Annotated in this window: 17 protein-coding genes and 1 pseudogene; 8 read left to right on the plus strand and 10 right to left on the minus strand. The window is 63.0% G+C overall.

Annotated elements, in window-relative coordinates; all coding sequences use genetic code 11:
* Nucleotides 1-20 precede the first annotated feature (20 nt).
* A complete protein-coding gene (locus tag ACVILI_RS18175; RefSeq protein WP_019857893.1) occupies nt 21-365 on the plus strand; it encodes a hypothetical protein in 345 nt (114 codons plus the stop codon).
* Nucleotides 366-454: 89 nt separating this feature from the next.
* On the opposite strand, the gene panC is transcribed toward ACVILI_RS18175, so the two are convergent.
* Complete coding sequence (gene panC, locus ACVILI_RS18180; protein WP_019857894.1) at nt 455-1306, minus strand: pantoate--beta-alanine ligase; 852 nt, start codon at nt 1304-1306, stop codon at nt 455-457.
* Nucleotides 1303-2163, minus strand: a complete 861-nt coding sequence (gene panB, locus ACVILI_RS18185; protein ID WP_019857895.1) for a 3-methyl-2-oxobutanoate hydroxymethyltransferase — start codon at nt 2161-2163, stop codon at nt 1303-1305. Before panB ends, panC begins: the two co-directional genes overlap by 4 nt.
* 230 nt (nt 2164-2393) lie before the next feature.
* On the opposite strand from panB, the gene ACVILI_RS18190 reads away from it, so the two are divergent.
* The 3 genes from ACVILI_RS18190 (at nt 2394) to ACVILI_RS18200 (ending at nt 4010) form a co-directional block, all read left to right on the plus strand.
* Nucleotides 2394-2792: an NADH:ubiquinone oxidoreductase subunit NDUFA12 gene (locus ACVILI_RS18190; protein WP_010909204.1), complete on the plus strand. Its 399-nt coding sequence runs from the start codon at nt 2394-2396 to the stop codon at nt 2790-2792.
* Nucleotides 2793-2951: 159 nt separating this feature from the next.
* Entirely contained in the window at nt 2952-3548 is a 597-nt protein-coding gene (locus ACVILI_RS18195; RefSeq protein ID WP_019857896.1) for a DUF2155 domain-containing protein, read from the plus strand.
* A gap of 75 nt (nt 3549-3623) precedes the next feature.
* Nucleotides 3624-4010 (plus strand): hypothetical protein, encoded by a 387-nt coding sequence (locus tag ACVILI_RS18200; RefSeq protein WP_038652594.1) that lies wholly within the window; start codon nt 3624-3626, stop codon nt 4008-4010.
* 24 nt (nt 4011-4034) lie between these two features.
* Here ACVILI_RS18200 and ACVILI_RS18205 read toward each other — a convergent pair whose 3' ends face one another.
* From ACVILI_RS18205 to ACVILI_RS18235, 7 genes are all read right to left on the minus strand, one after another.
* A complete protein-coding gene (locus tag ACVILI_RS18205; protein ID WP_019857899.1) occupies nt 4035-4217 on the minus strand; it encodes an RNA polymerase sigma factor region1.1 domain-containing protein in 183 nt (60 codons plus the stop codon).
* Between the two features lie 13 nt (nt 4218-4230).
* Nucleotides 4231-4848, minus strand: a complete 618-nt coding sequence (aat, locus tag ACVILI_RS18210; RefSeq protein ID WP_038646560.1) for a leucyl/phenylalanyl-tRNA--protein transferase — start codon at nt 4846-4848, stop codon at nt 4231-4233.
* A 12-nt stretch (nt 4849-4860) separates the two neighbouring features.
* Complete coding sequence (accC, locus tag ACVILI_RS18215; protein ID WP_019857901.1) at nt 4861-6204, minus strand: acetyl-CoA carboxylase biotin carboxylase subunit; 1344 nt, start codon at nt 6202-6204, stop codon at nt 4861-4863.
* A 10-nt stretch (nt 6205-6214) separates the two neighbouring features.
* A complete protein-coding gene (gene accB, locus ACVILI_RS18220; protein WP_038646562.1) occupies nt 6215-6673 on the minus strand; it encodes an acetyl-CoA carboxylase biotin carboxyl carrier protein in 459 nt (152 codons plus the stop codon).
* 26 nt (nt 6674-6699) lie between these two features.
* Entirely contained in the window at nt 6700-7134 is a 435-nt protein-coding gene (gene aroQ / locus ACVILI_RS18225; protein ID WP_038646564.1) for a type II 3-dehydroquinate dehydratase, read from the minus strand.
* 145 nt (nt 7135-7279) lie between these two features.
* Nucleotides 7280-8080 (minus strand): DsbA family protein, encoded by an 801-nt coding sequence (locus ACVILI_RS18230; RefSeq protein ID WP_019857905.1) that lies wholly within the window; start codon nt 8078-8080, stop codon nt 7280-7282.
* 64 nt (nt 8081-8144) lie between these two features.
* On the minus strand, nt 8145-9536 hold the full coding sequence (locus ACVILI_RS18235) for a tetratricopeptide repeat protein (protein WP_027046793.1): 1392 nt from the start codon (nt 9534-9536) through the stop codon (nt 8145-8147).
* Nucleotides 9537-9683: 147 nt separating this feature from the next.
* On the opposite strand from ACVILI_RS18235, the gene ACVILI_RS18240 reads away from it, so the two are divergent.
* Nucleotides 9684-10832: a pyridoxal phosphate-dependent aminotransferase gene (locus tag ACVILI_RS18240; RefSeq protein ID WP_038646566.1), complete on the plus strand. Its 1149-nt coding sequence runs from the start codon at nt 9684-9686 to the stop codon at nt 10830-10832.
* 5 nt (nt 10833-10837) lie between these two features.
* Entirely contained in the window at nt 10838-11785 is a 948-nt protein-coding gene (locus ACVILI_RS18245) for a glutaminase (RefSeq protein ID WP_038646568.1), read from the plus strand.
* Nucleotides 11786-11892: 107 nt separating this feature from the next.
* Here ACVILI_RS18245 and ACVILI_RS18250 read toward each other — a convergent pair whose 3' ends face one another.
* The gene (locus ACVILI_RS18250; protein WP_038646570.1) at nt 11893-14847 is read right to left on the minus strand and encodes an Rne/Rng family ribonuclease; all 2955 of its coding nucleotides are present in this window, start codon (nt 14845-14847) and stop codon (nt 11893-11895) included.
* Between the two features lie 651 nt (nt 14848-15498).
* On the opposite strand from ACVILI_RS18250, the gene ACVILI_RS18255 reads away from it, so the two are divergent.
* Nucleotides 15499-16761 carry an N-acetylmuramoyl-L-alanine amidase gene (locus ACVILI_RS18255; protein WP_019857911.1) on the plus strand — a complete coding sequence of 421 codons (1263 nt, stop codon included), beginning with the start codon at nt 15499-15501 and terminating at the stop codon, nt 16759-16761.
* A 213-nt stretch (nt 16762-16974) separates the two neighbouring features.
* Nucleotides 16975-19432: pseudogene (locus ACVILI_RS18260) on the plus strand (penicillin-binding protein 1A).
* The last annotated feature ends 60 nt before the right edge of the window (nt 19433-19492 follow it).

Genomic DNA, 19492 nt, shown 5'->3' on the forward strand with positions numbered 1-19492 from the left:
CACGACGGATATTCAGGGACATGACCAAACTGTCGCGCATTGTAGCCCTGGCGCTGCTCGCCATCATCGTTTTTGCAACCTTGTCGCCGATCCAGGTGCGACCGCACATAGCCGATGCGAATGTTGAGCGCGCCTTGGCTTATGTGTTGCTTGGCCTCGCCGTGGCACTCGGCTTCCCCAATCGCCTGTATCAAGCCGTGATCTTCGTGGTTGCGACCGCAGGCATACTGGAATTGCTTCAGATCATCGATCCCAGCCGTCACGCACGTCTCATCGATGCCCTTGTGAAGGCCTTTGCCGGAGTGGCTGGCATCGTGGCGGGACAACTGCTCGTCAGGACCGGCGGACGAAAGAGCGAGAGCTAGCGCAATTCCAGGAAAAGTGTGAGCGGTTTTCCGTCCGGAATTGCGTCAAAACAAAGAGTTAGCGCGGCGGCAAACCGCCGCATTGTCACCTAGACGGTGGGAACTTCCACATTGTCGATGAGCCGCGTCTTGCCAAGCCAGGCCGCGGCAAGCACACGCCCGGCGTGGTCGCGGCGCCAGGGCGCAAGCGTCAGGCTTTCGCGGGCCTCGACATAGTCGATCTTCTGGAAGCCGGCAGCGATAAGGGCTCGGCCGGCTTCTCCAGTTGCGTCGTCCTGGTGCGTGCCGGCCGCCAGTGCGGCTGCCGCCCTGCGCAGGATCGCGTTGAGCTGGCGAGCGACAGCGAGTTCAGCCTCGTCGAGATAGGCGTTGCGTGATGACATGGCCAGGCCATGCGCGTCGCGTATGGTCGGGGCGCCGATGATCTCGACGGGAAGGTCGAGGTCGCGGCAGAGCTGTCTGACGACGCAAAGCTGCTGGTAATCCTTCTCGCCAAAGACCGCACAGTCAGGCGTCGCCTGCAGAAAAAGCTTGGCCACCACGGTGGCGACGCCCTCGAAGAAGGTGGGGCGGAAGTCCGATTCGAGCCCGGCGGACGGGCCGCCGACCGAGATCCTGGTGGCGAAGCCGGAGGGATACATCGCGCCGACCGTCGGCGTGAAAGCGAGATCGGCCTTGACCGTCGCCAGCAGGTCGAGGTCGCGGGCGAGCTGGCGCGGGTACTTGTCGAGATCTTCGCTCGGCGCGAACTGCGCCGGGTTGACGAAGATCGACACCACGCAGCGCTCGGCTTTTTCCCTGGCGATCCTGATCAGGGAGAGATGACCCTCATGCAGCGCGCCCATGGTTGGCACCATGGCGACGCGCAGGCCGTCGCGCCGCCAGTCACTGACCTGCGCGCGAAGTGCAGCGACGCTGTCGACGACCTCGGGACGGCTCATGATTCGTCCCCGCCGTTTAAGCCCGAAGAGGCTTTTGAACCCGAAAAGACGTGGCCAGGGCCGGGGAAAGTCCGGTCTCGCACCTCCGCTGCGTAGCGCTCGGCGGCGTTCGCGATCACGCCGCGCAGGTCGGCATATTCCTTGACGAATTTCGGCACGCGATCGACGGTCAGCCCGACCATGTCGTCGATGACCAGGATCTGGCCATCGCAGTCGCCGCTGGCGCCGATGCCGATGGTTGGAATGGCGATGCGGCGTGTGATGTCGGCGGCGACCGCCTCGATGGTGCCTTCGATGACCACGGAGAACGCGCCGGCCTTTTCGACGGCACGCGCGTCCGCCATAAGCGCCACGACAGTCTCGTCCGTGCGGCCCTTGATCTTGTAGCCGCCATCCTTCTCCACCGATTGCGGCAGCAGGCCGATATGACCCATGACCGGAATGCCGGCGGCGACGATTGCCGCAATCTGCCCGGCCATGTCGACGCCACCTTCAAGCTTCACCGCTTGGCAGCCGGTCTCGTCAACGATGCGCTGCGCGCAGGCCACGGCCTGTGCCGCCGAATCCTCGTAGCTGCCGGCCGGCATGTCGACGACCACGCAGGCCCTGGCCGAGCCGCGCATCACCGCTTGCCCATGCGCGACCATCATCTCCAGCGAGGCGCCGAGCGTCGTCTCGTGACCATGCAGGACCATGGCGACGCTGTCGCCGACCAGAAGCAGGTCGACATGCGGGTCGAGCAGGCGGGCGACTGGATAGGTGTAGGCGGTCAGGCAGACCAACGGGATGCCGCCCTTGCGGCGGCGAATCAGCTCGGTGCCGATGCGAATGTCGGTGGTCGGCAGTTTCGTGGCCAATCGTCACCTCCCTCGGCCCATGGCTGGATTGGATATCCGCATGGGCGCGCTGAGCTTTAGAAAGAGCCGAAAGGCTTGGCAAGCGCACATCCTGTCGCCTCTCGGGATCAAAGGCCTGTGTCGGTACCCCGGCGCGCCATTTGCGCGCTCCCCGTGGCAAAACCCTTGCCTTCCCGAAGGCCTGACGCCATAAGCAGGAAACAGGCGCCGCCAGCGCAAAGGGCTCTGAGATGAAGACTTTCCTGACGCAGTTTTTCACCTGGTGGAACAGCCAGACGCTGGGAACACGTCTGCACACCTGGCGGTACGGCAAGAGGGTCGGCCAGGACGAGGTCGGCAATGTCTATTACGAAGGTGGCATCGATTCGGAAGGTCGCACGCGCCGCTGGGTCATCTACCGGAACTATTCGGAAGCTTCGGCCATACCGCCCGGCTGGCATGGCTGGATCCACCACCGCGTCGATCTCGCTCCGGCCAGCGAGGACTACAAGCCGCGCGACTGGCAGAAGCCGCATCAGCCCAATCTGACCGGCACGCCGGCGGCCTACCGCCCGAAGGGCTCGGTGCTGACCAATCAGCATCGCCCGCAGGTTACCGGTGACTACGACGCTTGGACGCCCGGGTCGTAACGCCCCCGGCTTGTACGACGCCCCGACTTTGTCTCAGCACGAAGTGCAGGCCGGTCCTTTATCGCCACAATTGGTGTTTAGCTGCTTGCTGATCAGAAAACGGCGACTAGCCTTGGCGATCGACGGAATCACCCGGGCGCGAACCACCGGTACCCCTATATGAGCTTTTTCAATCGGATATCGACGGGCGGTCTGACGCTAGCCGCCGGCCTCGTCGTCAGCACCGCGGCCTTTGCGGCTTCGCCCGCACCGGCGACACCCGCCGCTCCCGCACCGGCCGCGCCCGCGGGATCGGATCGCATCACCAATCCGGTCGCCGAGTTCGCCGGCATCGACAAGATCACCGGCCGCATCATCACCTTCGACGTCTACATCGATGAGACCGTGCAGTTCGGCGCTTTGCAGGTGACGCCGCGCGTCTGCTATTCCCGGCCGCAGAACGAGGAGCCGAAGACCGATTCCTTCGTCGAGGTCGACGAGATCACGCTCGACCGCAAGATCCGCCGCATCTTCACCGGCTGGATGTTCGCCGAAAGCCCGGGCCTCAACGCTGTCGAGCATGCCGTCTATGACGTCTGGCTGAAGGAATGCAAACAGAAGTCCGATGTGCCGGCGCCAGATGCCACCAAGGCCGATACCACCAAGGCTGACGCTTCGAAGCCGGCCGCGACCGAACCAGCCGCCGCCAAGCCTGCGGCCAGCCCGGATGCGGAACAGTCCGATCCCGCCGAACCGGATACGTCAGGCACCAACTAATCCCTGGGAACCGTCGTGGCCACCATGCGTTGGACCACAGACGACCGCGCATCGACGCGCCCGGAGGATATTTCGATGTCGGACAGCAAGCGAATCACCGCCAGCAAGAAAGAACTGCTGGAACTCGAAAAAGGGTTCTGGACCGGCGATGCGGCCTACTACGCGGCCAATGCCGATACGGAATGCCTGGTGGCCTTTCCGCGAATGGCGAAGGCGATGGTCAATGCCGACTTGGCCAAGACCGCGACCAAGCCCAACCGCTGGCGCGACCTCGATATCGAACTCAAGGGAATAATCGAGCCTGGCAGCGACATCGTCATGCTGACCTACGAGGCGCATGCGACACGCGAAAACGGCGAACCCTACGCCGCGCTGGTCAGCACCGGCTATGTCCATCGCGTCAACGGCTGGAAGATGATGTTCCATTCGCAGACGCCGCTGGAGACTGCAGCGAAGAGCTGATCCTCTGGTGGTCCGATGGATAGTTCACTCGGTGATGTGTATTCCATGCTCGGAGAGAGCAGCCATTATGTCTTCGATCTCGGCTGAACTGAATTCGCGCTTGGGAAGCAGTTGGTTGAGCTGACCCATTGTGACGTCTCTGCCATTTTCGATCAGCGCTTGAACAATTGGCCGCATATCCGCTCGAAGGTGGTTTTCGCTCGACATCGAAGCTCCCCAGTCACGGAAAGAAGATCGCCTCGCCCTTCAACGCATCGGCGAGCATTCTCTCATACTTGCCGCGTGGCACGTCGACAGCCCCGAAGCGCTTGAGGTGCTCGGTGGTGAATTGCGTATCAAGTAGAGCGAAGCCGCGTGCCTTCAAGCGCTCGACCAGATGCACGAGGCAGATCTTCGACGCATCCGTCTCCTTGGAAAACATGCTTTCGCCGAAGAAAACCCGTCCAAGCGACACGCCGTAGAGACCGCCGACCAACTGGTCCCCGCGCCAGGCCTCGACCGAATGGCAATGGCCCATGCGGTGCAACTGCACATAGGCCTCGCGGATCGGCGCGTTGATCCAGGTCGATCGCCGCTCCTCGCGCTTTTCGGCACAGCCGTCGATCGTCGCTTCGAAATCGAAGTCGAAACGGATGTCGAACAGGTTTTTGCGGATCGTCTTCCTCAGGCTTTTGGGCGTGTGGAACCCGTCGAGCGGGATGATGCCGCGCGTCTCCGGCCGCACCCAGAACACTTCTGGGTCGCTGGCGCTTTCGGCCATCGGGAAGACGCCCGAAGCGTAGGCCTTGAGCAGAAGGTCGGTGGGAATGCGATAGCCGGGCGCGTAAGGACGGGTCATCGCGTCCCCGGACTACTCTTCCTTGGCCAGGTATTTTTCCAGCCAGTGGATGTCATAGTCGCCGTTGGCGATGTCGGCATTGCCGACCAGATCGCGAAACAGCGGCAACGTCGTCTTGATGCCGTCGACGACGAATTCATCCAGCGCCCGGCGCAGCCGCATCATGCATTCGACGCGGTTGCGCCCATGCACGATCAGCTTGCCGATCAGGCTGTCGTAGTAGGGCGGGATCTTGTAGCCGGAATAGACGCCGGAATCTACTCGGATGCCGAGACCGCCTGGCGTGTGGAAATGCGTGATTGTGCCGGGCGAGGGGGTGAAGGTGCGCGGATCCTCGGCATTGATGCGGCATTCGATGGCGTGGCCATTGAACTTGATGTCTTCCTGCCTGACGGAAAGGCCGCCGCCGGAAGCGACGCGTATCTGCTCATGCACGAGATCGATGCCGGTGATTGCTTCCGTCACCGGATGCTCGACCTGCAGGCGTGTGTTCATCTCGATGAAATAGAACTCGCCATTCTCGTAGAGGAACTCGATCGTGCCGGCGCCGGAATAGCCGAGATCGGCAATGGCCTTGGCGCAGATGCCGCCGATGCGGGACCGTTCCTCGGCGTTGAGCGCCGGCGAATTGGCCTCTTCCCAGACTTTCTGGTGGCGCCGTTGCAGCGAACAGTCGCGCTCGCCGAAATGCACGCCGCGGCCAAAGCCGTCGCCGAACACCTGCACTTCGATATGGCGCGGCTTCTGCAGATACTTCTCGATGTAGACGGCGTCGTCGCCGAAAGCGGCGCCTGCTTCCGAGCGCGCCGTCTGCAGAGCGACCTCGAGGTCGGCCTCGGAGTGCGCGACCTTCATGCCGCGTCCGCCGCCGCCGGCGGAGGCCTTGATGATCACAGGATAGCCGATTTCGGCGGCAATTCGCTTGGCTTCCTTCTCCTCGGTCACCGCGCCGTCGGACCCGGGCACGACCGGGATGCCGAGGCGCTTGGCGGTGCGCTTGGCCTCGATCTTGTCGCCCATGACGCGGATATGGTCGCCGGTCGGGCCGATAAAGGTGATGTTGTGCGCGGCCAGTATGTCGGCGAACTTGGCGTTCTCGGACAGGAAGCCATAACCCGGATGTACCGCGTCGGCGCCGGTGATCTCGCACGCCGCGACGATCTGATGGATGTTGAGATAGCTGTCGCGCGATGGCGGCGGGCCAATGCAGACGCTCTCGTCGGCAAGCCGCACATGCATGGCGTCGGCGTCGGCGGTCGAATGCACCACCACCGTCTGGATGCCGAGTTCCTTGCAGGCGCGCAGCACCCGAAGCGCGATTTCGCCGCGATTGGCGATGAGGATCTTCTGGAACATCCGGCCCGCTCTACTCGATCACGACGAGCGGCATGCCGTATTCGACCGGCGTCGCATCCTCGAACAGGATCGCCGTTACCGTGCCGGCGCGCGGCGAGGGGATCTGGTTCATCGTCTTCATCGCCTCGATGATCAGCAGCGTCTGGCCTTCCTTGACCGTCTGGCCGACCTCGATGAACGGCTTGGCGTCGGGCGACGGCGCCAGATAGGCGGTGCCGACCATTGGCGAGGCCACCGCGTTCTTCGACACGTCGACCGTGGCCGGGCCGGCCGCGACCGCGGGCTGGGCTGCTGCCGGCGCATAGCTGGGCTGGGGCGCCGCGATCGCATGGACGGCAGGGGCCTGCCGCGACACGCGCACCTTCAGGTCGCCCAGTTCAACCTCGATCTCGGTCAGGTTGGTGTCGTTCAGTATGCCCGCCAGATCGCGGATCAGTTGCTGGTCAACACCGGTCTTCTTTATCGACATTTTCGAGCCTTCTGTTTGTTGGCCGGTCATAGGCGTGCGGCCAGCGCCTGTAGCGCCAGCGTGTAGCCGAGCGGCCCAAAGCCACAGATCATGCCGACGGCGACCGGCGCGACCATGGAGACGTGGCGGAATGATTCCCGCGCATGGAGGTTGGAAAGGTGAACTTCGGCGACCGGCAGCGGTGCGACGGAACGGATGGCGTCATGGATGGCGATCGAGGTGTGGCTGTAGGCGCCTGGATTGATGACGATGCCGGCAGCCTTGTCGCCGGCTTCCTGGATCCAGTCGACAAGGTCACCCTCATGGTTCGACTGGCGGAAATCGATCTCGAGCCCGAGCGACGCGCCGGCCTGCTTGCAGTCGTCCGCGATCGCGGCAAGCGTCTTGCCGCCATAGATGCCCGGCTCGCGCTTGCCGAGCGCGTTGAGATTGGGACCGTTCAGCACGAAAACCGTTTTCAAAAAAACCGACCTTTTCCCGCGCCGGTATCAAACCGGCGCGCTGGGCCTCTATACCGGGCATAGTCGTCCGCGAAAAGAGCGCAAGTGCGTTCTTTCACTGTCCACAACAGGCAGAAATGCGCCCGTGAAGAAAACCGCGGGCCGATCAAAGCGCGGCTTTCGCCGCCTTTATCTTTTCCGCCAACACGTCCTGCCCGAGAGCCCCGAACACGACCTCGTTGCCGACGACGTAGGACGGCGTTCCGGTGATCGCCAGCTTGTTGGCAAGATCGTAGGTCTTGGAGAACGCCTCGGGGATCGAAGCATCCTTCATCTTCTCGCGCAGCGTCGCCTCGTCGGCGCCCAGCGAAAGCGCGACCTTGATCGCGGCCGCCTCGGTGGCGCGTCCCTGGCCGCCGAGCAGCGCATTGTGGAACTCGCCGTACTTCTCCGGCATCATCAGGTGGAACGCCATCGAAACGACGCTCGCTTTCTGCGAATCCGGGCCGAGGATCGGGAATTCCTTGAGCACGAAGCGCAGATCCGGATCGGATTTGGTCAGCGCCCGCATGTCCTCGATGGCGCGTTTGCAGAAGCCGCAATTGTAATCGTAGAACTCGACGATCGTCACCTTTCCGTTCGGATTGCCGACGACGCCGTCGAAGGCGGAGTTGAAGATCTGGTCCTTGGCGCCCTTGATGACGCCGAGCGAGGCGATGCGCTGCTCTTCCTTCTGCTTGGCCTCGAGCGCGTCCTGCACTTCGAGCAGCACCTCGGGGTTCTTCAGGAGATAGTCACGGATGATCCCCTCGACCTCGGCACGGTCGATCTTGGTATCGGCGATCGTCTGGACAGGCTGCGCCGTACCGGCCTTGGCCATCTGTGGGCTGCCGGCCACGAAACCGAAAGCCAGCATGGCAAGGACGACAGCGACCCCCGTGGTGCCCAGCAGCAGTGCCTTTTTCATCGTTCTCGTTCCTTTTGCCTGTTTCCTGGTCCGGCTGTGTCGCAGTGCGTGACCGGAAGGTTCACTAGATTTTGTTTGACGATTTGTAGTTTATGATGTCCTGGGCGCGTATCCAGCGCGGCTCGCCGCGCTTCATCTGCTGCTGCGCCCGCATGGCGAAGATCTTCGCATCCTTGTAGTTACCGGAATAGAAATGACCTTCCGCGGTGGCAAGCTCGGCGCCCGGTATGTCACCCAGCTCGCCATAAGCCTGCGCCAGGTAGCGATAGCCGGCGGAATTTTCCTTGTCGCGTCCCAGGCCATTGTTGATCTGCACGACGGCTTTTTTCAGCGAGTCAGGCGTGCCGACCGCCATCAGCGCCTGGCCGAGCGAGACAGGCAGCAAGCCGGACCGCGCCGGATCGAGGCTGACCGCCTTGGCGTAGGCTTCCGCCGCGTCCTTGGGCTTGTTGGCCTTCATCAGGATGTCGCCGCGCAACTCCTGGAAATAGGCATTCTTCGGCTGCGCCTTGATCAGGGCATTGGTCTTGGCGAGTGCGCCGGCGATGTCGCCGTAGAGGTAGGTCGATTGGGCGTCGCCATACTGCCCGGCGAGGCTGCCTCTCATCTTTTGCATGAGCCGCGCGGCGGTGGCCTGGCCTTCCATGTAGACGGCGATCTTCACCCGCATCATGTCATGGCGCTGCTGCAAGGCCGGCGGGTCGGGCTTGTCGACATTGGGGCTCTGCTTCACCAGCACTTCGAGATTGGCGATGCGCTCCTGCGGCATCGGATGGCTGATCCGATAGGGATCGACTTGCGCACCCGACAGCGACAGCGCGGTCTGGAAGCGCCGGAACGTCTTCAGCATGCCCATGCCGGACTGGCCGGTGGCGTTGAGATAGGTGATGGCGGAGCGGTCGGCCGTTATCTCCTCGGTGCGCTGGTAGGCGAGGATGCTGCGCTGTGCCATCTCGCCGCCGCCGGCGGCCACGCCCATGCCGGCGCCGGCAAGGCCGCGGCTGTTGGTGGTCGCGCCAGCGACCATCGCGCCCGCGCCGAGCAAGGTCGCAATGATGGCCATCGTCTTGGCGCGCTCGAGCTGGTCACGCAGTTTCTGCTGGTGGCCGCCGGCGATATGGCCGGCCTCGTGCGCGATGACACCGATGATCTCGTTGGGTGTTTCCGCCGTCATCAGCGCGCCGGTGTTGATGAACAGCCGTCGCCCGGTGACGAAAGCGTTGAAGCTGGAATCATTGACCAGGACGATGTCGATGCCGTCATTCGCCAGCCCTGCCGCCTTGAAGATCGGCCGCGCATAGTCGCGCACCAAAGCCTCGATCTCGGCATCTCGCACCACCGGAACGCTCTGGGCGAAGGCGGTGACCGAACTTGCCACGCCAACGGCAAGGCCAAGCGAAAGCGTCGTGAAAACACGCGCAATCCTGGCAATCGTCGATCTGGGTCGGCTCAACATGACGTGTCCACTGGTAGACGAGCGGGCGAAAGATGAAAAGTCGGCACCGGAAAACTTCCTCAACTTGTGATCCTCACATCAATCGGGCATTTGTGCGGCGCATGTATTTGGGGGCGTGGCGCGCCAAACCGTCGGGATAGGGATAAAATGGTCGTTTCACTCTCGCGTCGTGGCAATGTCGAACCATTCCACGCCATGGATGTGCTGGCCGAAGCCAACCGGCTGAAGGCGCAAGGCGTGCCGGTGATCTCCATGGCGGTCGGCCAGCCGTCCGACCCGGCGCCCGCGCGGGTTCGCGCCGCCGCGGCCGAAGTCTTGCAGGTCGGCCGCATCGGCTACACCGACACACTGGGGCTGGCCGGCCTGCGCAAGGCGATCGCCGCGCATTACGCGGATCACTATCAGCTCGAAGTCGAGCCCGCCCGGATCGCGGTGACCACGGGTTCGTCGGCGGCCTTCAATCTCGCCTTCCTGGCGATGTTCGATCCGGGCGATCGCGTTGCCATCGCGGCACCCGGCTACCCCGCTTATCGCAACATCATGGCGGCACTCGGCATCGATGTGGTCGAGATCGAACTTGGCGACGCAGCCTATCTGCATGCCGGTCATCTGGAGGCCGCGCATCGCGAGAAGCCGTTGAAGGGTGTGCTTTTCGCGAGTCCCGCCAACCCGACCGGTGCCGTCATACCGGCCGACGAACTGTCAGCGCTGGTCGATACGGCGGAGGCACTGGGCATCGCCGTCATTTCCGACGAGATCTACCACCGGTTGGCCTATGGCGCGCCGGACACCACCGCACTTGCCTTCGGCAACAGCGTCACGGTGATCAATTCCTTCTCGAAATACTATTGCATGACCGGCTGGCGCATCGGCTGGATGGTGTTGCCGGAAGCGCTGGTGCGGCCGGTCGAACGCATCGCCCAGAGCCTCTACATTTCGCCCCCCGAACTGTCGCAGATCGCCGCTATCGAAGCCTTTGCCGCGACCGAAGAGCTGGAAGCGATCAAGGGCCGCTATGCCTGGAACCGTGAACTGCTGATGAAACGCTTGCCGGAACTCGGCTTCCCGCTGGCCGCGCCCATGGACGGCGCCTTCTATGCGTTTTGCGATGTCACCCGCCACAGCAATGACAGCATGGCCTTCGCGCGCAAGATGCTGGCCGAGGCGCATGTCGCGGCGACGCCCGGCCGCGACTTCGACACCCAGGCCGGACATCGCACGATGCGGTTTTCCTATGCCGGCAGCCACGACGACATGGTCGAGGCGATGGCGCGCATCGAACGCTGGTTGAGGTAGCCCCGATGCCGGAACTCGAACAGGCTCCCAAACTTGAGCAGGCATTGGCCGAAGTCGCCGCCGAAATGGCCGAACGCACCGATCGCGGCGATGTCGCCACCTACATTCCCCAATTGGGCAAGGTCGACCCGAGGAAATTCGGCATTGCCGCCGTCACCAATGACGGCCGCGTGCTGATGGCGGGCGATGCCGACCAGGCTTTTTCGATACAGAGCATCTCCAAGGTGTTCACCTTGACGCTGGCGCTCGGCAATGTCGGCGACGCGCTGTGGAAAAGGGTCGGGCGCGAGCCTTCGGGCAACCCATTCAACTCGATCGTCCAACTCGAGCACGAGAACGGCATCCCGCGCAATCCGTTCATCAATGCAGGCGCCATCGTCATTTCCGATATCCTGCTTGCCGGCCATCAGCCGCGCGAGGCGATCGGCGAGATCCTGCGCTTCATCCAGTTTCTCGCCGACGACGAGACCATCATCATCGACCGTGAGGTCGCGGCGTCCGAACGTGCCACCGGCTATCGCAACTTCGCGCTCGCCAACTACATGAAATCCTTCGGCAATCTTCATCATGCTCCGGAACTGGCGCTGGGCGTCTATTTCCACCATTGCGCCATAGCCATGAGTTGCCGGCAATTGGCGATGGCCGGCCGCTTCCTCGCCAATGGCGGCAAGAACCCGGCGACCGGCCATTCCGTGGTGTCGGCGGAGCGGGCGCGGCGCATCGGCGCCATGATGCTGACTTGCGGCCACTATGACGGCTCCGGCGATTTCGCCTTCCGTGTCGGCATACCCGGCAAGAGTGGCGTCGGCGGCGGCATATTGGGCATTGTGCCGGGTGTGGCGTCGCTTGCGGTGTGGTCGCCCGGCCTCAACGCCAACGGCAATTCCAAGCTGGGTTCGATCGCGCTGGAAAAGCTGGCCAGGATGATGAACTGGTCGATCTTCGCGCCTTAGCCAGCGCGTCGCCACCTGTTGGAACGCGCAATGTGAAAAATCCCGCGCCGTCTTTCGATCGGCGTGGGATTTTTTTATTAGAAAGTCACTTCAACCAGTTGAAATGCTTAGAAAAAGCCCTTCCGCTGCCACCAGCCGGCGCGCTTCGGCTTTTCTTCGGTCTTGGCTTCCGGCTCATCGGCGACGGTCGAGGACACCACCGGCACCACGGGCGCGTCGATGGCCGCCGGCTTGCGTCGTGACGGCCGGGCCTTCGAAGACTCTTGCGCAACGGGTGCAACCACCGCCTCTTCAGCAGCCGCCACCAGAGGCTCGACTGGCGCTTCTGCGGCCGCTTCGACAACAGCGGTTTCAGCGACCGCTTCGGCGGCTGCCTTCTTCGGCTTGGCTGCGCGACGCGGCTTCTTGGGCTTCTCGGTGCTTGGCACCTCTTCGCCCGCCGCGGCCACCGGTTCTTCCGTCACCGCGGCAACAGCCACCGGTTCGATCGAGGCAGGCTCGCTTTCGGAAGCATCGGCTTCCGAAGCCTCGGTCGCCTCGCCGGCGCTTGCCTCGCTCTCGCCTTCACCGTCTTCGCGACGGTTGCGCTTGCCGCCGCGCTTGCCGCGCCGGCGCTTCTTGCCCTGGCTGTCATCCGCGGCCTGCACCGCCTCGTCGGACGCGCTGGCAGCGATCGGGGCGGCATCGTCCTGTTCGCCATCGTCATCGCCTGCCGCGTCTGCCGCGCCGGCGAAATCGCCGGCCTGAGTGGAGATGGATGAGCCGTCCGCCGGAGCGCCATGCTCGCGGTCGCGATCCCTGCCGCCGCGACGTCTGCGGCGCTTGCGACGCTTGCGGTCGCGGCCTTCGCCATCTTCGCTGCCGGCAGGCCGCGGCTGCTGGTTCTGCTGCGGCTGCTGGCGTGGCTGCTCGGCCTGGACCACGACCTCATCGTCTTCCTCGACGACGGCAATCTCGTCCTCGGGCTCCTCAGGCTCGACATAGGCCGGCAGGCTGCGGACCTCGACGAAACCCTCGGGCTTCTCGGCCAGCGCGCCGCGGAAGATCGCGTAGTGCTGCGCGCCAACCGTATCGTCGGCCTCGATGGTGATGGTCAGGCCGAAGCGGCTTTCCAGTTCCACCAGCGTGCCGCGCTTGTGGTTGAGCACGTAGAGCGCGGTTGCCGCCGGCGTGCGCACGGTGATGTGGCTGCGCGAATCCTTGAGCAGGAATTCCTCGATCGCCCGCACCACCATCAGCGCCACCGACGAATCGGACCTGACATGGCCGGTGCCGCCGCAATGCGGGCAGGGCTTCATGGTCGATTCCAGCACGCTGGCGCGGATGCGCTGGCGTGACATCTCCATTAGGCCGAAATGCGAGATTCGGCCGACCTGGATGCGCGCACGGTCGTTCTTGAGGTGATCCTTCAGCCGCTTCTCGACGGAGCGGTTGTTGCGGTTCTCCTCCATGTCGATGAAGTCGATGACGATCAGGCCGGCGAGATCGCGCAGCCTGAGCTGACGGGCAACTTCTTCGGCCGCTTCCAGATTGGTGTGGAGCGCGGTGTCCTCGATCGAGTGCTCCTTGGTGGAGCGGCCCGAATTGACGTCGATAGCGACCAGCGCCTCGGTCTGGTTGATGATGATGTAGCCGCCGCTCTTCAGCGTCACCTGCGGCTGCAGCATGCGGTCGAGCTGCGCCTCGATGCCGTTGCGCACGAAGATCGGCGTCGTGTCGCGGAACGGCTGAACCACCTTGGCGTGGCTCGGCATCAGCATGCGCATGAAGTCCTTGGCTTCGCGGTAGCCTTCCTCGCCGGAGACAAGGATCTCGTCGATATCCTTGTTATAGAGGTCGCGCACCGAACGCTTGATCAGGCTGCCTTCTTCATAGACGAGGGCAGGGGCGGTGGACTGGAGCGTGAGATTGCGCACGTTTTCCCACAGCCGCATCAGATATTCATAATCGCGCTTGATCTCGGCCTTGGTACGGCTCTCGCCGGCCGTGCGCAGTATGACGCCCATGCCTTGCGGCACTTCGAGATCGGCAACGACCTCCTTCAGGCGCTTGCGATCGACCGCGCTGGTGATCTTGCGCGAAATGCCGCCGCCGCGCGCCGTGTTCGGCATCAGCACCGAATAGCGGCCGGCAAGCGACAGATAGGTGGTGAGTGCGGCACCCTTGTTGCCGCGCTCTTCTTTGACGACCTGAACCAGCAGGATCTGCCGGCGCTTGATCACTTCCTGGATCTTGTACTGGCGGCGCACCGGTTTGCGACGGTTGCGCACTTCTTCCAGAGCGTCCTCGGCGCCGACCGATTCGACCTCGTGATCATCGGGATGCGAGGACTGTACTTCCTCCAACATGCCACGATCATTGTCGCTGGATGTGGTTTCAGTGGCCTGTTCCGTCTGCGAGACAGGTTCGGAAATCACATCGCCTTCGACCGCGGCGGCGATCGATGTCGGACCACCCTCGCGGGTTTCGGTTTCGTCCTGATCGGCGGAACCTTCATCATGGCCTGATGTATCGGCATGCCCCGAGGGCTCGGAATGTTCCGATGTATCGGCTGCGTGTTCGATGATCTCGGAGGTGTTTGAAATCTCCTCGACAACGATGTCGCCGCTGTCGTCGCCTTCGCTTGGCTCGCCGGAGCCTTCGCCTGCCTCGCCGGTATCGCGCTTGTGCTCACCGCGCTCGCGGCTCTTGCCGCCGCGCCGGCGTCCGCGCCGACCGCGATCGCGGCTCTGGCGGTCATCGCCGTCACCATCCTCGTCCTCTTCGTCCTCGGCCTCCTGCGCTTCGGCGCGCAGCAGTGCCTGACGGTCGGCGACCGGGATCTGGTAGTAGTCGGGGTGTATTTCACTGAAGGCGAGAAAACCGTGACGGTTGCCGCCATATTCGACAAAGGCTGCCTGAAGGGAGGGTTCGACGCGCGTTACGCGGGCGAGGTAGATATTTCCTTTGAGCTGCTTCTTGTCCTGGGATTCAAAGTCGAATTCTTCGATACGGTTACCGCGTACGACGACAACGCGTGTTTCCTCCGGGTGGGAGGCGTCTATCAGCATTTTGTTGGGCATTATTTCGTTTCCCCCCGGCAGCCGTCAGCCGCAGCTGGCGGGGCAAAGCCCGCTGCTGTGTGTCTGGAGAGTGGGTGCCGGATAATTGAATGTCCGCCGGACGGTGCCTGCGTGTCATGGCGGTGCCGCCCGCTGCCATACTGGCGCGGTTTGATGCGGACCTTTCCATGATTGCGCTTGAAGCCATCGTCACCAGCGGAACCTTTTGAACCAAAGCCCGGAAACCGGACCAGCTTGTTTGCTCATACAGAGCCGGCACGGGGACAAACCCGGCCGTTTTCCTCACGCAGGTGATTCCCCCGCCACGGGAGCACACCTGCGAAATTCGTCGCAATCACCTGAAGCCTTTTCGCGTGAAGCGAAAGGAGCCGCCTTTCATCTGACCCTGTAGCAGGAAGCTGCGGAGGAGGGCGGTTCCAGGATTGCAGTGATCCACTATCGCTTTTATGATTTGGCGGGTTGGAAGGCAACCCCGATTTCCGATGCCGGCAAAAAGCAGTTCCGTAACGTAAGCCTGGGGTCCAATCCTTGCGTGAAAAGGCTTGGTTAACCTTCTCTGGATACCAATCGTTAATCGAGTTCGCGGCCTAACCGGCACTTCGACGAAACGAGAGGGCGCCTGGCGCCAAACCGGGAGCGACTGGAAGAGAGATGGGACTGGCAGACTTCACAGACAAGGGATGTCGTGTTGGCGGCCGGATTCTTGCCGCTCTATGTCTGTCGCTGCTGGTGGTGATTTCCCAGGCCTTTTTTTCCGTTGCCGACGCCGCCGATGCGCCGCTGGTGGCAAAGGGCTACAAGATGGCGGGCGATGCCACCAAGATGCGCATCGTCATGGATTTCGATCGCGAGCCTGATATCAAATGGTTCCTGCTGCGCGGACCCAATCGTCTGGTCATCGACCTGGCGAATACCAGGCTGGCCATCGACGCCAAGGATTTGAAGCCACGCGGCTTGGTCAAGGGCGTGCGCCTGGGCGCACTCGGCGACGGTGTCTCGCGGCTGATCCTTACCGGCAAGGGGCCGTTCGCCGTCGACAAGCTGGATGTGCTCAAGAATGAGGACGGAACCGGCTACCGCATTGCCGTCGACATGTCGGCGGCCTCCGAACGGGAGTTCGACGCCGCCCTTGCCAACCAGGCACTGACCACCGGCTCGACGGTTTCGACCGACAAGGGCGGGCGGGTTGGCACCGGGCCGGTCTCCAATCCCGGCCACCGCTTCACGGTCGTCATCGATCCCGGCCATGGCGGCGTCGACGGCGGCGCCGAGGGTCTGAACGGCACCATCGAGAAGAACGTCACGCTGGCCTTCGCCACGGAACTGCGCGACAAGCTCGCGGCCATCGGCAAATATGATGTCTTCATGACCCGCGACACCGATGAATATCTGCGTCTGGACGACCGCGTGCGCATTGCCCGCCAACATGAGGCCGATCTGCTGATTTCGATCCATGCCGACACGATCAGCGTCAAGGGCATCCGCGGCGCCACGGTCTATACCGTCTCCGACAAGGCGTCGGATCCCGAGGCGCAGGCGCTCGCCGACCGAGAAAATCTCTCCGATCAGTTCGCCGGTATGGTCATCAAGGACGATAACAAGGAAGTGACCGATATCCTGATCGACCTGATCCGCCGTGAGACACACACCTTCTCGATGAGTTTCGCACACACGTTGGTCGGCCAGCTTTCGACCAGCGTCGGTCTCATCAACAATCCGCAGCGTTCCGCGGGCTTCAAGGTATTGAAAGCGCCGGACGTGCCATCCGTGCTGGTCGAACTCGGCTATCTCTCGAATGCCAAGGACGAGGCGCAACTGCTTAACGCGGAATGGCGCGGCAAGGCCGCACAAAGCATCACCAACGCCGTTGCGCTGTTCGCGTCCGCCAAGGCCGGGGCTGGAACCGGAGGTTGACATGCCTTGCGGCGCCTGCAACCAGAGGCGGCGTTGCTGGATGACAACACCCGGTGCCTTTATTTGCGGCGGGCGGTCACGAAATCAGGCCTTGCCGTATTTTGTCCACATGGTGGCGACATGGGTTTTCGAATACGGATTGGGACCGGCTCGAAAGCTTGCGTGGAAGGCGGCTTCGTTTAGGAAATTCCCGAACCAAGGACTGGAGCGGGTATGATTCGTCTCATTGGCTATTTCTTCGGCATCGGCACGACGCTGGCCCTTCTGGTCGCGGCGGGCGTTGCCATTTACATCAGCCATCTGTCGAAGGATCTGCCCGACTACGAGGTGCTGGCCAAATACGAGCCGCCGGTGACCACGCGCATCCACGCCTCGGATGGCTCGCTGATGGCCGAATACGCGCGCGAGCGGCGCTTGTATTTGCCGATCCAGGCTATCCCGGATCGCGTCAAGGCGGCCTTCCTGTCGGCGGAAGACAAGAACTTCTACAACCACCCCGGCATCGACGTGACCGGCCTTGGCCGCGCCATCATCGTCAACTTGCAGAATTTCGGCTCGGGCAGGCGCCAGGTCGGCGCCTCGACGATCACCCAGCAGGTGGCCAAGAACTTCCTGTTGACCGCGGACCAGACCTACGAGCGCAAGATCAAGGAAATGATCCTGGCCTTCCGCATCGAGCAGGCCTATCCCAAGGATCGTATCCTCGAGCTCTACCTCAACGAAATCTTCTTCGGTTTCGGCGCCTATGGTGTCGCCGGCGCGGCGCTTACCTATTTCGACAAGTCGGTGAACGAACTGACCGTGGCCGAGGCCGCCTACCTGGCGTCGCTGCCGAAAGGCCCCAACAACTACCATCCCTTCAAGCATGCCGATCGCGCGATCGAGCGCCGCAACTGGGTCATCGACCAGATGGTCGAAAATGGCTACGTCACGCGTGAGGAAGGCAACAAGGCCAAGGCCGAGCCGCTCGGCGTGACGCCGCGCCGTACCGGCACCTATCTGTTCGCCGGCGAATACTTCACCGAAGAGGTGCGCCGCCAGATCATCGCCCGTTACGGCGAGAACGCGCTCTACGAAGGCGGCCTGTCCGTCCGCACCACGCTTGATCCGAAAGTCCAACTCATCGCCCGCAAGGCGATGCAGAACGGCTTGATCAAGTACGATACGCTGCGTGGCTATCGCGGGCCGGTGACGTCAATCGACGTGTCCGGCGACTGGGGCGTCCCGCTGGGCGCCGTCAAGGGATTGGAAGACGTCCCTGAATGGTCGCTGGCCGTCGTGCTCGACTCCTCCGCATCAGGCCTCTCGATTGGCCTGCAGCCCGCGCGCCAGGCGTCGGGCGACATCGTCAAGGAACGCGTCGAAGGCACCGTCAGCAAGGACGACATTGGGCTTTGCCATGCGCCATATGGTCGACGGCAAGACGGTCAAGGCCAAGTCGCCGGCCGACGTGCTCAAGCCCGGCGACGTCATCTTCGTGCAGAAGAACGAAGGCTCCGACAATACCTACAGCCTGCGCCAGGTTCCCGAGGTGGAAGGCGGCCTGATCGCCATGGATCCGCACACCGGCCGTGTGCTGGCCATGGTCGGCGGTTTCTCCTATGCGCAGTCCGAATTCAACCGTGCCACCCAGGCGATGCGTCAGCCGGGCTCCTCGTTCAAGCCGATCGTCTATTCGGCGGCGCTCGACAATGGCTATACGCCGGCCTCGGTGATCATGGACGGACCGATCACCATACAGAGCGGCAACACGACCTGGACGCCCAAGAACTATGACGGCACCGTCGCCGGGCCGGCAACCCTGCGCTCCGGCATCGAGAAGTCGCGCAATTTGATGACAGTGCGGCTTGCCAACGACATGGGTATGAAGCTGGTCGTCGAATATGCCGAGCGCTTCGGCGTCTACGATCATCTGGCGCCGTATCTGCCGATGGCGCTGGGCTCCGGCGAGACCACCGTCATGCGCATGGTTTCGGCCTATTCGATCATGGCCAATGGCGGCAAGTCGATCAAACCCTCGCTCATTGACCGCATCCAGGACCGCTACGGCAAGACAGTATTCAAGCAGGATGAGCGTGGCTGCGAAGGCTGCAACGCGAGCGAATGGAAGAACCAGCCGGAGCCGGAACTGGTCGACAATTCCGAGCAGGTGCTCGATCCGATGACCGCTTACCAGATCACCTCGATGATGGAAGGCGTGGTCCAGCGCGGCACCGGCGCCACTATCGGCGAACTCGGCCGCCACATTGCCGGCAAGACCGGCACCACCAACGACGAAAAGGACGCCTGGTTCATCGGTTTCACGCCGAACCTCGTGGTCGGCCTATACATGGGCTACGACACGCCGCGCGGCCTTGGCCATGGCGCCACCGGTGGTGGTCTCGCCGCTCCGATCTTCAAGGATTTCATGCGCGTGGCGCTGGACGGCACGCCCAATGTCGACTTCAAGGTTCCGGAGGGCATGAATCTGATCGCGATCAATCGCAAGACCGGCATGCGTGCCGCGTCGGGCGATCCCGGCACCATCATCGAGGCCTTCAAGCCGGGCACCGGTCCCGCCGACAGCTATTGGGTGATCGGAATGGGCGCCGACGGCTCCAACGCGTCGGGCGGCGCACTGTCGCCGCAGGCCAACCAGGCCATCCAGGACGGCGGCGGCGGGCTCTACTGACGGGGCCGGATGCGGATCGCTGGGCTGGCCTTGGGGCCGGCCCATTTCGCTTTACACATG

This window comes from Mesorhizobium sp. USDA 4775 (assembly GCF_054062655.1).

Excerpts from the sequence above, each read along its gene's own strand:
- ACVILI_RS18175 (WP_019857893.1), top strand. The coding sequence starts at position 21 with ATGACCAAACTGTCGCGCATTGTAGCCCTGGCGCTGCTCGCCATCATC.
- panC (WP_019857894.1), bottom strand. The coding sequence starts at position 1,306 with ATGAGCCGTCCCGAGGTCGTCGACAGCGTCGCTGCACTTCGCGCGCAG.
- ACVILI_RS18190 (WP_010909204.1), top strand. The coding sequence starts at position 2,394 with ATGAAGACTTTCCTGACGCAGTTTTTCACCTGGTGGAACAGCCAGACG.
- ACVILI_RS18195 (WP_019857896.1), top strand. The coding sequence starts at position 2,952 with ATGAGCTTTTTCAATCGGATATCGACGGGCGGTCTGACGCTAGCCGCC.
- ACVILI_RS18200 (WP_038652594.1), top strand. The coding sequence starts at position 3,624 with ATGTCGGACAGCAAGCGAATCACCGCCAGCAAGAAAGAACTGCTGGAA.
- ACVILI_RS18205 (WP_019857899.1), bottom strand. The coding sequence starts at position 4,217 with ATGTCGAGCGAAAACCACCTTCGAGCGGATATGCGGCCAATTGTTCAA.
- aat (WP_038646560.1), bottom strand. The coding sequence starts at position 4,848 with ATGACCCGTCCTTACGCGCCCGGCTATCGCATTCCCACCGACCTTCTG.
- accC (WP_019857901.1), bottom strand. The coding sequence starts at position 6,204 with ATGTTCCAGAAGATCCTCATCGCCAATCGCGGCGAAATCGCGCTTCGG.
- accB (WP_038646562.1), bottom strand. The coding sequence starts at position 6,673 with ATGTCGATAAAGAAGACCGGTGTTGACCAGCAACTGATCCGCGATCTG.
- ACVILI_RS18230 (WP_019857905.1), bottom strand. The coding sequence starts at position 8,080 with ATGAAAAAGGCACTGCTGCTGGGCACCACGGGGGTCGCTGTCGTCCTT.
- ACVILI_RS18235 (WP_027046793.1), bottom strand. The coding sequence starts at position 9,536 with ATGTTGAGCCGACCCAGATCGACGATTGCCAGGATTGCGCGTGTTTTC.
- ACVILI_RS18240 (WP_038646566.1), top strand. The coding sequence starts at position 9,684 with ATGGTCGTTTCACTCTCGCGTCGTGGCAATGTCGAACCATTCCACGCC.
- ACVILI_RS18245 (WP_038646568.1), top strand. The coding sequence starts at position 10,838 with ATGCCGGAACTCGAACAGGCTCCCAAACTTGAGCAGGCATTGGCCGAA.
- ACVILI_RS18250 (WP_038646570.1), bottom strand. The coding sequence starts at position 14,847 with ATGCCCAACAAAATGCTGATAGACGCCTCCCACCCGGAGGAAACACGC.
- ACVILI_RS18255 (WP_019857911.1), top strand. The coding sequence starts at position 15,499 with ATGGGACTGGCAGACTTCACAGACAAGGGATGTCGTGTTGGCGGCCGG.